Source organism: Bradyrhizobium sp. USDA 3240, assembly GCF_054063295.1.
This window is the reverse complement of record NZ_JBSSGD010000002.1, coordinates 3,834,797-3,847,588: the sequence shown is the minus strand read 5'-3', so window position 1 is coordinate 3,847,588 and position 12,792 is coordinate 3,834,797. Positions and strand designations below refer to the sequence as shown.

Below are 12,792 nucleotides of genomic sequence, written 5' to 3'. Positions count from 1 at the left end.
GCCGCATTCTCCGTCGTCGTCCCGGACAAGCGAAGCGCGATCCGGGACCCATAACCACCGCTGTTCATGAGGTTAGAAGCTGGGCCACCGCCGAGTGCAACAACAGGCATTTGTGGTTATGGGTCCCCTGGGTTCACAAACGAAGTGCAACACTTCCTTGAGGAGGTGTTGCCATGGGGCGGACTTACAAGCAGCTCTCTCTGGACGACCGATGCGAGATTGCCTGTCTATCGGCCAATGGCAGCTTGGTCCGGCAAATCGCGGCAGCTCTGGATCGCTCGCCATCAACAATCTCTCGGGAACTGAGCCGTAATCGGAGCGTTCAGGCTGGCTACAAGCCAAATTATGCCCAGCAACAGATGCGAGCGCGGCGCTGGACGGGCGGACGCCTCGAACGGGAGCCCGTCCTGCGCCGCGCGGTGTTGCAACGCCTTCGCCGAGGTTGGTCGCCGGAGCAGATCGCCGGCCGGCTGGCCCGCGAGTGCGGGCACAAGGTGATCTCCCACGAGACCATCTACCGCTTCATCTATGGCCAACTCAGGCGCACCTCGGACTTCAGCTGGCGACGCTACCTGCCGCGCGCCAAGAGCAAGCGCGGCCTCCGCGGCAAGCGAGGCGGCAGCCCCCGCAAGCTTCATCGAAGGCCGTGTTTCCCTGGCAAATCGGCCCCTTGAGGTTGCCGACCGTAGCGTCGCCGGGCATTGGGAGGCCGATTTGATGATGTTCTCGAAGTACGGTCAGGCCGTGCTGACCGTGCATGAGCGCACCTCTCGCCTGCTGCTCGGCATCCGCCTTGCCAGCAAGGTTGCGCGCGGTGTCGCACGCCATCTCGTCCGCTTCTTCGCTGCCCTTCCACAAGAGCTGCGCCAGACCGTCACCTTCGACAACGGCACCGAGTTTGCCGGTCACCTGGCGCTACATCGCCTCTCGATCGAGACCTTCTTCTGCGATCCCCACGCGCCCTGGCAGAAGGGTGGTATCGAGAACGCCATCGGCAGGATGCGCCGCTTCATCCCTCGCAAAACGGATCTCGTAACCCTCTCGACCGCCAGATTCCGCCAGTTCATCGCCACCTACAACAACACCCCACGCAAATCCCTTGACTACCGCACGCCTGCGGAGTCCTTTGCCGATCAAGTGTTGCACTTCGAGTGTGAATCCACCTCCCGGCCTTCGCCGGGACGACACTGAGTGTGTGGCGGCAGTGATGCGCAGTCGGGCATCCTACATCCGCATCACCGCTTGCCGGTCGATCTTCCCCGTGCCCGTCTTCGGCAGCTCGTCGATGAACTTAACCTCGCGCGGGTACTTGTACGGCAACAGCTTCGTCTTGACGTAGTCCTGCAGCCGCCGCGTCGCCTCATCGGTGTCGAAGCCGGCTTTGTTCATCACCACCACGGCCCGCAGCGTCATGCGTCGGTCCGGCAATTCGGCGGCGTAGACGGCGCATTCGCGGACATCGGGGTGATCGGCAAGACACAGCTCGACCTCCAGCGGATAGACCCACTGGCCGGAGATCTTGATCAGATCGTCGGCGCGGCCGCGGAAGAAGTGGAAGCCGTCGCTGTCGCGGATGAAGCGGTCGCCGGTGTAGATCCAGCCGTCCTCGCGCACGGTCTCGGCGGTCTTGTCCGGCCGGTTCCAGTACAGTGGCGTCGCGGAATCGCCGCGCACCCACAAAATGCCTTCCTCATTGTCGCCGACCTCGCGGCCGTCGCTGTCGCGCAGCATGATCTCGTAGCCGGGCACGCGCAGGCCGGCGGCGCCGAGCTTCTTCTGCTCCGCGCGGTTGCTGAGATAGACGTGCAGCACCTCAGTCGAGCCGAGCCCTTCGATGATCTCGAGTCCGGTGAGCCGCTTCCAGCCGTTGAACACATCGGCCGACAGCACCTCGGCGGCCGAGACCGCCATCCGCAGCGAGGAGAAATCAGCCTGCTCGGCGCCTTCGGCCTTGGTCAGGGTGATGTAGAGCGTCGGCAGGCCGAAGAACACGGTCGGGCGATACTGGGCGATCGCCGCGAAGATCGCGGCGGGCTTCGGTTGGCCGGGCAGCAGCAGCGTCGCGGCGCCGACCGAGAAGGGAAACGTGATCGAATTGCCGAAGCCGTAGGCGAAGAAGATCTTCGGCACCGAGAAGCAGATGTCGCCGGGCCGAAGCTTCAGCACGTTGCGGGCAAAGGCGAGCTCGCTATAGGCCATGTCGTGCTGCAGATGCACGATGCCCTTGGGACGGCCGGTCGAGCCCGACGAATACATCCAGAACGCCATCTCGTTGCGGCAGGTGTCAGCCGCGTCGAGCTCGCTCGGAAAGGTATCCAGCCAGTCGCCGGCGTTGCGCGTCTCTGCGACGGCATGCCCGGTACCAGGACCATTGACCACGACCAGCGTGCGCAGCGGTGTGTCCTTGCAGGCCTCCGTGCTGAAGCGCGAACAGAACTCCGCATCGGTGACGGCGACCTGCGTGCCGGCGTCGGACAGATAGAACTGCAGCAGCTCCGGCGTCGTCAGCGTGTTGATCAGCAGCGGCACGAAGCCGGCGCGCACCGCGCCGAAGAACGCCGCCGGATAGGCTGGCGTGTCGTCGAGGAATAGCAGGACACGGTCGCCGCGTTTGAGCCCGAGCGACTGGAAGGCGTGGCCCCAGCGTGAGGCGTCGGCGCAGAGTTCGCGATAGGTCCGCGTGCCGGCGGGACCGGTCAGCGCCAGGCGGTCGGCGTTGCCGTCGCCAAGATTGTCGAACAGGATGCGGCTCGCATTGTAGCGCTCGGGGATCACAAATCCGATCTCGCGCGCACCGGGGTTGTCCAGCGGAACCTGGTCGGCGATCCCGGTCATGAGCGTCCCTTTGCGGCCTCAAAGCGGGCCATGAAGGCCGGCGACATCGCGCGCAGTCGCGCATCGTCGATCCGGCCGGAGCGGGTGATGTAGCTGTAGGCGAAATCCATCAGGTCGCGCTTCATATGCGCGGGGAAATGCTCGTACCAGTCGGCGCTGGTGCGCGCCGCGGTGACGAGCTTCTTCACGATCGGCTTGCGCTCGCTCTCGTAGCGGGCCAGCGCGGCGGCGATACCGCGCTCGGCCTCGAGCGCCTTGGTCAGCGCGATCGCATCCTCGATCGCAAGCCGGGTGCCCGAGCCGATCGAGAAATGCGCCGAATGCAGCGCGTCGCCGATCAGCACCATGTTGCCGTGCGACCAGCGCTCGTTCCAGATCCACGGGAAATTGCGCCACACGGATTTGTTCGAGATCAGTCTGTGGCCGTCCAGCGTCGCAGCGAATACGTCTTCGCAGATCGCCTGCGATTCCTCGATCGTCTTGTCGGCGAAGCCGTAGGCCTCCCAGGTTGCCGCGTCGCATTCGACCAGGAAGGTGCTCATGTCCTTCGCATAGCGATAGTGATGGGCGTTGAAGCAGCCCAATTCGGTCGCCACAAAAGTCTGCGACAGCGTCGCAAAGGGTTTGGTGGTGCCGTACCAGGCAAACTTGTTGGTCGAATGCGTGACCGACGCGCCGAATGCGGTCTCGAAATCGCGGCGGACCATCGAGTTCAGCCCGTCGGCGGCGACGATCAGGTCGTAACCCCTGAGCTCGCCGACCGATTGCACCACGGTGTCGAAGCGCGGCGTGACGCCGGTGCTGCGCACGCGCTCTTGCAGGATCGTCAGCAGCGCCAGCCGGCCGATCGAGGAGAAGCCGACGCCGTCGATCTCGACGCTCTCGCCGCGCAGATTGAGCGTGATGTTCTTCCAGCTCTCCATCCGCGGCGCGATGGCGTCGACCGTCTCGGGGTCGTCGGCGCGCAGGAACTCCAGCGCCTGCTCGGAGAACACCACGCCGAAGCCCCAGGTGGCGCCGGCGGCGTTCTGCTCGAACAGATCGATCTCGGCGTCAGGATGACGCTTCTTCCAGAGATAGGCGAAATAGAGCCCGCCGGGCCCTCCGCCAATCACGGCGATCCGCAACGTCTGCCTCCCAGATTGACAGTGTACTTACTAATTGGGTCCAGACTAATCGCCCTCTGGCGGGAACGCCAGAGGGAAAATGCGCGCAGTGGCTACCAGCGTGGCGGCGAACGGCTCAGTAGCAGCGGCGGACCTTGACCCCGCCGACCCAAACCCAGCGGCAGCCGGCGACGACGGGCTTGCGGACGACCACCGCGCCGCGCGTGCTCGCGCATCCGGCACGATAGGGGCCGCGTCCGCACACAACGGCGTTGGCATCGGAGGATTCGAACGTCATGGTCGCGGCAAAAGACAGCAGAGCCGCAGCGATCAGCAATAATGAGCGCATCATAATTCCCTCTCCCGGGGTGAGGTTGGTTGGCCTGTTTGTGACAACAAGGTGCTGCGGCTCCGTGCCCGGCTAATCGCCGGGCACCTATCTCTCACCGCCCGCGCGGCTATTTCTTTTCCGCTGCCGCCAGCACTTTCTTGCAGGCGGGCGTCAGCTTGTCGCTCTCCTTGGCAAGACAGGCGATGATGCGCCCGCCGCCGGGCGTCACGCTCTTGCAGAACTTCTGGTAGTCGCCCATGCAGGCGTCGCGTTGCGCTGTTGTCAGCTCCTGGGCGTAGACGGCGGTTGAGCCGCAAATCAGAACGGCGGTCAGGATAATACGCAGCATCGATCGCTCCCTTTTCCGGTCAGTCGTGTGACAACAGGACTACCGCGCCGCGAACGGCGCCAGCACGTCGCGGCACGCCGGCGAGAGCGAGCCGGCATTGGTTGCCAGGCATTGCACGATCCGCCCGCCGCCCGGCTGAACGCCGCCGCAGATCGAGCGGACGTCGCCGCCGCAGGCCGAACGCAGCACGAAAATCTCTTCGCGCGGCCGCAGCGGCCGCAACACGATCACCGCCGGCGCCGCCGCCGGTGCTGCCGTTGTCGCTGCTGCACCCGCGGCCGGCGCGGCGCCACCGCCGCCGGCGGCCGCCACGGCCTTCTCGCAGGCCGGCGAAAGCTTGTCCTTGTTCTTCTCGAGGCACTGCAGCGCCGGCGCCCCGCCGGTCGGCACGCCCGCGCAGACCTTGGGATAATCGGAGCGGCACGCGCTGCGGATCGCGGAGATCTGCGCGCTGCTTGGCTTTCCTGCCGCGGCCTTCGGTGCCGCCGTCTCCGCGGGCTTGGCCGCCGTCGCGGCGGGCGCAGCGTCGGTCTTGGCTGCTGCGGGTGCGGCGCTTGGAGCTTCCACGGCCTTCACGGCGCTGGCGCAGCCAGGGCCGAGGCTTGCCATGTTCTTCTGCAGGCATTGCAATGACGCTTCGCCGCCGGGCGGCACGCTGGAGCAGTGTGCGATGTAATCGTTGCGGCATTGCGACTTGATGGCGTCGCGCTGCGCCTGGGTCGGCGCCTGCGACAAGGCTGGTGCGGCGCTCATCAGTGCCGCAAGCACAAGCCATGCGGAAAGCTTCGTTGCACGTGTCAACGCGTTGATCATCTGAATAAATCCTCTCGTCGCGCCGGAAGCCTCCGGCTCAACTGAACTGAGTCTGAAATAGTTTTGCTCTAACAACCTTCGCGAGCGACATCATTTTCGCTTTCGAGTTCCGCTGCAAGCAGATTGTTGCTATGGAATACGTCGGCTGAATTTTTTGCTCGCTTCTATATCTTTGAATTAAGACATTTGAATTGAGGCTCGGAAATGAGGCATGCGCGCGCGTCGGCACATTTCGGTCAGAGTGATTTTGTGCGGCTGCCAAATGCGCCGCTTGTGCGCATCGCCTTCGTCGTAGCGGCCCTGGTCAGTTTAAGTGCCTGCGAGCAAAACAGTTTTGTTGCGCCGCCGCCGCCCAAGGTCGAAGTCGCGCCGCCGGTGCAACGCGCCATCACGCGCTATCTGGACGCCACCGGAAATACCGCGCCGATCAAGACCGTCGATCTGGTCGCGCGCGTGCAGGGCTTCCTGCAGGCGATCAACTACCAGGACGGCACTTTCGTGAAGGAGGGGACCACCCTGTTCACGATCGAGCCGGAGACCTACAAGCTGAAGCTGGAGCAGGCACAGGCTGCGGAGGTCGGCGCACAGGCAACGGTGAAGCAGGCCGAGTCCGATTACAAGCGGCAGCAGGATCTGGTGCAGCGCCAGGCGGTCTCGCAGGCGACGCTGGAAAACTCAACCTCGACGCGGGACAACGCCCAGGCCAACCTGCAGCAGGCCCAGGTCAACACCAAGATCGCCGCGGTCAATTACGGCTACACCAACGTAGCCGCGCCGTTCGACGGCATCGTCAGCAACCATCTGGTCTCGGTCGGCGAACTGGTCGGCGCGGCCTCACCCACCCAGCTCGCCACCATCGTGCAGCTCGACCCGATCTATGTGAATTTCAACGTCAGTGAGCAGGACGTGCAACGGGTCCGCGACGAGGCGCGTCGCCTTGGGATGACGGTCAACGACATCAGGCAATTGCCGGTAGAGGTCGGCCTGCAGACCGAGACCGGTTATCCGCACAAGGGCAAGCTCGATTACGTCGCGCCGACCGTCAATCAGTCGACCGGAACGCTTCCCGTCCGTGGCTTGATCCCCAATCCGGATCGCGTGCTGCTGCCGGGGTTCTATGTCCGCGTTCGCGTGCCCTTCACCAAGCAGGAGAACGCGCTGCTGGTGCCCGACGTTGCGATCGGCAGCGACCAGGCCGGCCGTTACGTGCTGGTCGTCAATGCCGACAATGTGGTCGAGCAGCGCAAGGTGACGACCGGTCCGCTCGACCAGGGGCTGCGGGTCGTCGAGAGCGGGCTGAAGGCCGATGACCGTGTCGTGACCGCCGGATTATTGCGCGCGATCCCGGGGCAGAAGGTCGATCCGCAGATGCAGAAGGGCGACGCGACGCCGGCACCGGCCAAGTGAGGGGCGCGCCATGATCTCGAAATTCTTCATCGAGCGGCCGGTCCTTTCGAACGTCATCGCGATCCTGATGATCCTGATCGGCGGCGTCGCGCTGTTCAATCTTGCGGTCGCGCAATATCCCGACGTGGTGCCGCCGACGGTCCAGGTGACGACGCGCTATCCCGGTGCGTCGGCAAAAACCGTGATCGACACGGTCGCGCTGCCGATCGAGCAGCAGGTCAACGGCGTCGAGGACATGCTCTACATGCAGTCCTATAGCGGCGCCGACGGCACCTACACGCTGACGGTGACCTTCAAGATCGGCACCGACCTCAACTTCGCGCAGGTGCTGGTGCAGAACCGCGTCTCCTCGGCACTGTCGCAACTGCCGACCTCGGTGCAGAACCAGGGCGTCACGGTGCAGAAGAAGTCGACCTCGATCCTGCTGTTCGTGACGCTGACCTCGCCGAACAAGACCTATGACAGCCTGTTCCTGTCGAACTATGCCACCATCAACATCCGCGACGAGCTGTCGCGTCTGCCCGGCGTCGGCAATGTCACCGTGTTCGGCGCCGGGCAGTATTCGATGCGGGTGTGGCTCGATCCGAACAAGCTGCAGGCGCGCGGGCTGATGCCACAGGACGTCATCCAGGCGATCCAGCAGCAGAGCCAGCAGGTCACCGCGGGCCAGGTCGGCGCGCCGCCCGCGCCGCAGGGGCAGGCGTTCCAATACACGCTGAACGTCAACGGCCGGCTCGACGATGCGAGCCAGTTCGAGGACATCATCGTCAAGACGGGCAATGTCGGCGACGTCACCCGCGTCCGCGATCTCGGCTCGGTCGAGCTCGGCGCGCAGACCTACAGCCAGGTGTTCTCGCTCAACCAGAAGCCGGCCACCGGCATCGGCGTGTTCCTGTCGCCCGGCGCCAACGCGCTGCAGGTCGAGAAGGAAGTGCAGAAGAAGGTGGCGCAGCTCGCCAAACAGTTCCCGCAGGACATCAAATACGACACCCCGTTCGACACCACCAAATTCGTCCAGGCCTCGATCGACGAGGTGTACCGGACGCTGATCGAGGCCGGCCTGCTGGTGCTGGTCGTGATCCTGGTGTTCCTGCAGGACTGGCGGGCGATGCTGGTGCCCGCCACCACGGTGCCGGTCACCATCATCGGCGCGTTCGCGGCGATGGCCGCGCTCGGCTTCACCATCAATCTCTCGACGCTGTTTGCGATCGTGCTGGCGATCGGCATCGTGGTCGACGATGCCATCGTGGTGGTCGAAGGGGCCGCGCACAATATCGAGCGCGGCATGTCCGGGCACGATGCCGCGATCAAGGCGATGGACGAATTGTTCGCGCCGATCGTCGGCATCACGCTGGTGCTGATCTCGGTGTTCCTGCCGGCGGCCTTCCTACCGGGACTGACCGGCCGGATGTACGCGCAATTCGCCCTGGTGATCGCGGCGACCGCGCTGCTCAGCGCCGTCAATGCCGCGACCCTGAAGCCGACGCAATGTGCGCTATGGCTGCGCCCGCCGGCACCGCCGGAGCAGCGCAATTTCTTCTATCGCGGCTTCAACGCGGTCTATGACCGGGTGGAGCGCGGCTACACCCGGATGATCGGCGGCATCGCCGGCCACGCCAAGACCTCGGTCCTGGTCGCGCTCGTCCTGATCGGAATTGCCGGGTACGGGCTGTCACGGGTGCCGACCGGCTTCATTCCGATCGAGGACCAGGGCTACCTGCTGGCGGCGGTGCAGCTGCCCGACGGCGCCGCGATCGACCGCACCCAGCGGGTGCTCGATCAGGTCACCGAGATCGCCAGCAAGACGCCGGGTGTCGAGCAGGTGGTCGCCATCGCCGGCATCTCCGCCCTCGACAACTCGTCGAGCCTCGCCAATGCCGGCGTCGCCTATGTCATCCTGAAGGATTGGGGCTCGCGCGGCCCCGGCGAGGATCTGCGCTCGCTGGTCTACGGGCTCAACGACAAGCTTGCGGTGATTCCGGAGGCGCGGATCCTGGTGATCCCGCCGCCGCCGATCCAGGGCATCGGCAATGCCGCCGGCTTTGCCATGCAGGTGCAGCTCCGTGACGGCAACGCCGATTACGGCAAGCTGCAGGCGGTGACCGGTGCCGTCGTCGGCAATGCGCAGACCCAAAGCGCGCTGCAGCGGGTGCAGTCGTCGTTCCGCTCGATGGTGCCGCAGTTCGACGTCCAGATCGACCGCGTCAAGACCGAGACGCTGCACGTCACCACCGACCAGATCTTCTCGACGCTGTCGACCTATCTCGGCGCGAGCTACGTCAACCAGTTCACCAAGTTCGGCCGCACCTTCCAGGTCTACACCCAGGCCGATGCGCAATACCGCCTGACGCTGCGCGACATCGAGAACATGATGGTGCGCAACAGCAATGGCGACATGGTCCCGCTCGGCACCGTGGCGAAGATCACCCCGTCGGTCGGGCCGTCGCTGATCAGTCTCTATAACCTCTATCCGTCCGCGACCATCATCGGCCTGCCGTCGCAAGGCTACAGCTCCGGCCAGTCGATGGCGCTGATGGAGGAGATCGCCGCGAAGACGCTGCCGCCGGGGACCGGCTATGAGTGGACGGCGATGTCGTACCAGGAGAAGGAGGTCGGCAGCCAGATCTACTATGTATTCGCGCTGGCGCTGCTGCTGGTCTATCTCGTGCTCGCCGGACAATATGAGAGCTGGTACGCGCCGATCTCGGTGATCCTGGCGGTGCCGCTGTCGCTGCTCGGGCCCATGCTGGTGCTGACGTCGCTCCGGATCGAGAACAATCTCTACACCCAGATCGGCACCATCCTCTTGATCGCGCTGTCGGCCAAGAACGCGATCCTGATCGTCGAGGTCGCGCTCGAGCATCATATCCGCGACGGCAAGCCGGTGCTGGAATCGGCGATCGACGCGGCGCGCGCCCGGTTCCGGCCGATCCTGATGACGTCGTTCGCCTTCATCCTCGGCGTGCTGCCGCTGGTGCTGGCGACCGGCGCCGGCGCCAACGCCCGCAAGTCGATCGGCATCACCGTGTTCTCCGGCATGATCGCCTCGACCTGCCTCGCGGTGCTGTTCGTGCCGGCGTTCTTCGTCGTGGTGCAGAATTTCGAGAACTGGCGCAAGGCGAAGAAGGGCAAGGCGCCCGCGCCGCAAGCCGCTCCGCAGGCGTCGGGCACGGTGCATTAGGGCCGTGCACCAAACCTATCCCCGTCACCCTGAGGAGGCCGCGAAGCGGCCGTCTCGAAGGGGCGACGGCCACCGGCCGGGCCGTGCATCCTTCGAGACGCGCTGAGCGCTCCTCAGGATGACGGGATTGATAGCGTAGGGTGGGTTAGCCGAAGGCGTAACCCACCATTCTCTCCGTGATGAACAAAGCTGGCGGGTTACGCTTCGCTAACCCGCCCTACGGCATCGCGCCCAGCCTCTACACCTTCACCATGCGCTTGCCGCGGTTTTCGCCAGCCAGGAGCCCGATCAGCGCCTGCGGCGTGTTCTCGATGCCGTCGATGACGTCCTCCTGGACCTTGAGCTTGCCTGAGGAGACCCAGGATTGCAGGTCGGCGAGCGCGGCATCGCGCTGGTCCATGTAGTCCATCACGATGAAGCCCTGCATGACGAGCCGCTTCACCACGATCAGGCCGGGCACGCCGCGCGGCCCGTGCGCGGAGGGCACGCCGTCATATTGCGAGATCGCGCCGCAACAGGCGATCCGGCCGCGGTTGTTCATCTGCGCCAAACAAGCTTCGAGGATGTCGCCGCCGACATTGTCGAAATAGACGTCGATGCCCTTCGGCGCCGCCGCGCGCAGCGCCTTGTAGGTGGCGCCGTCCTTGTAGTCGACCGCGGCGTCGAAGCCGAGCTCCGAGGTCAGCCAGTGGCACTTGTCCATGCCGCCGGCGATGCCGACCACCCGGCAGCCCTTGATCTTGGCGATCTGGCCGACGATCGAGCCGACCGAGCCGGCGGCCGCCGACACCACCACGGTCTCGCCCTCCTTGGGCTTGCCGACATGGAGCAGGCCGAAATAGGCGGTCAGGCCGGCAATGCCGTAGACGCTGAGCAGATGCGTCATCGGCTCGAGCTTCGGCATCCTGGCCAGGTGCTTGGCCGGCACGGCGGCATAGTCCTGCCAGCCGGTGTCGCCGAACACGATATCGCCCGGCTTCAGGCCGGGGTCATTCGATGACACGACTTCGGCGATGCCGCCGCCGGCCATCACGGTGTTGGCTTCCACCGCAGCGCGGTAGGTGGCGCCGTGCATCCAGGCGCGGTTGGCGGCGTCGAGCGAGATGTAGCGCGTCCGCACCAGCGCCTCGCCGTCCTTCGGCGCGGGGACCGTGCCCTTGGTCAGGCGGAAATGCTCGGGGCCAAGCTTGCCGGTCGGCTTTTCAACAAGCAGGATCTGGCGATTGACGGTGTCGTTCATTGGCGGTGTCTCCCCTCTTGGCTTTCCTTGGCGTTGGTCGTTTCGCATGCAGTTTGACTGCGGCGCGCGCAGCTCATTGCACAGATTGTGCGCTGCATGAACGCTAGTCTCCGCGCTGGCATTCCACAACGGGAACAGATCGGCAAAGTCCCGCACGGCGCGAAGCGTGTTGCGTAGCTGCGTAAATCTGCCACACTTGCCCTTCGCCGGGAACTTACGGGGGTAAGAGAATGTCGAACAGGTTTACGCAGTACATCCTGATTGCGATGGTCCTTGGCATCGCAATGGGGACGATCGTCTTCAACTATTTTCCTGACAGCCGTGCCGAGATTGCAGCCGACGTCAACCTGATCGCGATGCTGTTCCTGCGCCTGATCAAGATGATCATCGCGCCCCTCGTATTCGCAACCCTCGTCGGCGGCATCGCCCATATGGGAAGCGGCGCCAAGCTCGGGCGCATCTTCGCCAAGACCATGGGCTGGTTCGTCTCCGCCTCCTTTATCTCGCTGCTGCTCGGCCTCGTGATGGTCAATTTGTTGCAGCCCGGCGCCAATTTCCCCGGCACGCTGCCCGACAAGGCGCAGTCGACCGGCCTGCCGGTCTCGGCCTTCTCGATCGAGAAATTCCTGACCCATCTGATCCCGACCTCGATCGCGGATGCGATGGCGCAGAACGAAATCCTGCAAATCGTGGTGTTCGCGGTGTTCTTCGCGGTCGCGCTCGGCGCCATGCCTGAGCGCGCCAAGCCGATCATGAGCCTGATCGACGACCTCGCCCACATCATGCTCAAGGTCACGGGCTACGTGATGCTGTTCGCGCCGATCGCGGTGTGGGCCGCCATCATGGCGACCGTCTCGAAGAACGGGCTCGGCGTGCTCTGGAAGCTGATCGTCTTCATGGGCGGCTTCTACCTGTCGCTGCTGCTCCTGTGGGGCATCCTGGTCGCGGTCGGCTTCGTGGTGATCGGGCCGCGATATAGCCATCTGCTACGGCTGATCCGCGAGCCGCTGATGATCGCATTCTCGACCGCCTCCTCGGAGGCGGCCTACCCGAAGACGCTGGAGGGGCTGAACAAGTTCGGCGCCTCCTCGCGGATCTCGGCCTTCGTGCTGCCGCTCGGTTATTCCTTCAATCTCGACGGCACGATGATGTACTGCACCTTCGCCAGCATCTTCATCGCGCAGACCTACCACATCGAGATGTCGCTCGGCACGCAGCTCGCGATGCTGGCCACCTTGATGATCACCTCGAAGGGCGTCGCCGGCGTGCCGCGCGCGTCGCTGGTGGTGATCGCCTCGACGCTGTCGCAGTTCGGCATCCCGGAGGCCGGCCTGCTGATGATCATGGGTATCGACACCTTCCTCGACATGGGCCGCAGCGCCACCAACGTGATCGGCAACTCGCTGGCCACCGCCGTGGTCGCGAAGTGGGAGGGCGAGCTGAAGCCCGAGCACGAGCTCGGGCCGGACGACGCGGTGCCGCAGGATGCGGTGCCCGGCGCCGTGATGGCCGGTCATTGACGGGAGGCAT

At 64.8% G+C, this 12,792-nt stretch carries 9 protein-coding genes and 1 pseudogene; 4 read left to right on the top strand and 6 right to left on the bottom strand.

What is annotated here, in order from left to right; genetic code table 11:
* The first annotated feature begins 173 nt into the window (after window positions 1-173).
* Window positions 174-1,191 (top strand): annotated as a pseudogene (locus tag ACVIGA_RS18915) (IS30 family transposase).
* 33 nt (window positions 1,192-1,224) lie between these two features.
* On the opposite strand, the gene ACVIGA_RS18910 reads toward ACVIGA_RS18915, so the two are convergent.
* The 5 genes from ACVIGA_RS18910 to ACVIGA_RS18890 form a co-directional block, all read right to left on the bottom strand.
* Complete coding sequence (locus tag ACVIGA_RS18910) at window positions 1,225-2,835, bottom strand: benzoate-CoA ligase family protein (RefSeq protein ID WP_456667533.1); 1,611 nt, start codon at window positions 2,833-2,835, stop codon at window positions 1,225-1,227.
* Window positions 2,832-3,962: an FAD-dependent monooxygenase gene (locus ACVIGA_RS18905; RefSeq protein WP_456667532.1), complete on the bottom strand. Its 1,131-nt coding sequence runs from the start codon at window positions 3,960-3,962 to the stop codon at window positions 2,832-2,834. Before ACVIGA_RS18905 ends, ACVIGA_RS18910 begins: the two co-directional genes overlap by 4 nt.
* A 115-nt stretch (window positions 3,963-4,077) precedes the next feature.
* Window positions 4,078-4,290 carry a hypothetical protein gene (locus ACVIGA_RS18900; RefSeq protein WP_097671005.1) on the bottom strand — a complete coding sequence of 71 codons (213 nt, stop codon included), beginning with the start codon at window positions 4,288-4,290 and terminating at the stop codon, window positions 4,078-4,080.
* A gap of 109 nt (window positions 4,291-4,399) precedes the next feature.
* Window positions 4,400-4,621: a cysteine rich repeat-containing protein gene (locus ACVIGA_RS18895; protein ID WP_223972289.1), complete on the bottom strand. Its 222-nt coding sequence runs from the start codon at window positions 4,619-4,621 to the stop codon at window positions 4,400-4,402.
* A gap of 39 nt (window positions 4,622-4,660) precedes the next feature.
* Window positions 4,661-5,434, bottom strand: a complete 774-nt coding sequence (locus tag ACVIGA_RS18890) for a cysteine rich repeat-containing protein (RefSeq protein ID WP_456667531.1) — start codon at window positions 5,432-5,434, stop codon at window positions 4,661-4,663.
* Window positions 5,435-5,638: 204 nt separating this feature from the next.
* On the opposite strand from ACVIGA_RS18890, the gene ACVIGA_RS18885 reads away from it, so the two are divergent.
* Together ACVIGA_RS18885 and ACVIGA_RS18880 are read left to right on the top strand one after the other, a co-directional pair.
* Window positions 5,639-6,841 (top strand): efflux RND transporter periplasmic adaptor subunit, encoded by a 1,203-nt coding sequence (locus ACVIGA_RS18885; RefSeq protein ID WP_456667530.1) that lies wholly within the window; start codon window positions 5,639-5,641, stop codon window positions 6,839-6,841.
* 10 nt (window positions 6,842-6,851) lie between these two features.
* Complete coding sequence (locus tag ACVIGA_RS18880) at window positions 6,852-10,022, top strand: efflux RND transporter permease subunit (RefSeq protein WP_456667529.1); 3,171 nt, start codon at window positions 6,852-6,854, stop codon at window positions 10,020-10,022.
* 238 nt (window positions 10,023-10,260) lie between these two features.
* Here the strand turns inward: ACVIGA_RS18880 and ACVIGA_RS18875 are convergent, their stop codons facing one another.
* A complete protein-coding gene (locus ACVIGA_RS18875; protein ID WP_456667528.1) occupies window positions 10,261-11,262 on the bottom strand; it encodes an NADP-dependent oxidoreductase in 1,002 nt (333 codons plus the stop codon).
* A gap of 230 nt (window positions 11,263-11,492) precedes the next feature.
* On the opposite strand from ACVIGA_RS18875, the gene ACVIGA_RS18870 reads away from it, so the two are divergent.
* Window positions 11,493-12,782, top strand: a complete 1,290-nt coding sequence (locus tag ACVIGA_RS18870) for a dicarboxylate/amino acid:cation symporter (RefSeq protein WP_223972300.1) — start codon at window positions 11,493-11,495, stop codon at window positions 12,780-12,782.
* The last annotated feature ends 10 nt before the right edge of the window (window positions 12,783-12,792 follow it).

Coding starts and splice junctions, on each gene's coding strand:
- ACVIGA_RS18880 (WP_456667529.1), top strand. CDS start 6,852: ATGATCTCGAAATTCTTCATCGAGCGGCCGGTCCTTTCGAACGTCATC.
- ACVIGA_RS18870 (WP_223972300.1), top strand. CDS start 11,493: ATGTCGAACAGGTTTACGCAGTACATCCTGATTGCGATGGTCCTTGGC.
- ACVIGA_RS18890 (WP_456667531.1), bottom strand. CDS start 5,434: ATGATCAACGCGTTGACACGTGCAACGAAGCTTTCCGCATGGCTTGTG.
- ACVIGA_RS18895 (WP_223972289.1), bottom strand. CDS start 4,621: ATGCTGCGTATTATCCTGACCGCCGTTCTGATTTGCGGCTCAACCGCC.
- ACVIGA_RS18900 (WP_097671005.1), bottom strand. CDS start 4,290: ATGCGCTCATTATTGCTGATCGCTGCGGCTCTGCTGTCTTTTGCCGCG.
- ACVIGA_RS18910 (WP_456667533.1), bottom strand. CDS start 2,835: ATGACCGGGATCGCCGACCAGGTTCCGCTGGACAACCCCGGTGCGCGC.
- ACVIGA_RS18875 (WP_456667528.1), bottom strand. CDS start 11,262: ATGAACGACACCGTCAATCGCCAGATCCTGCTTGTTGAAAAGCCGACC.
- ACVIGA_RS18885 (WP_456667530.1), top strand. CDS start 5,639: ATGAGGCATGCGCGCGCGTCGGCACATTTCGGTCAGAGTGATTTTGTG.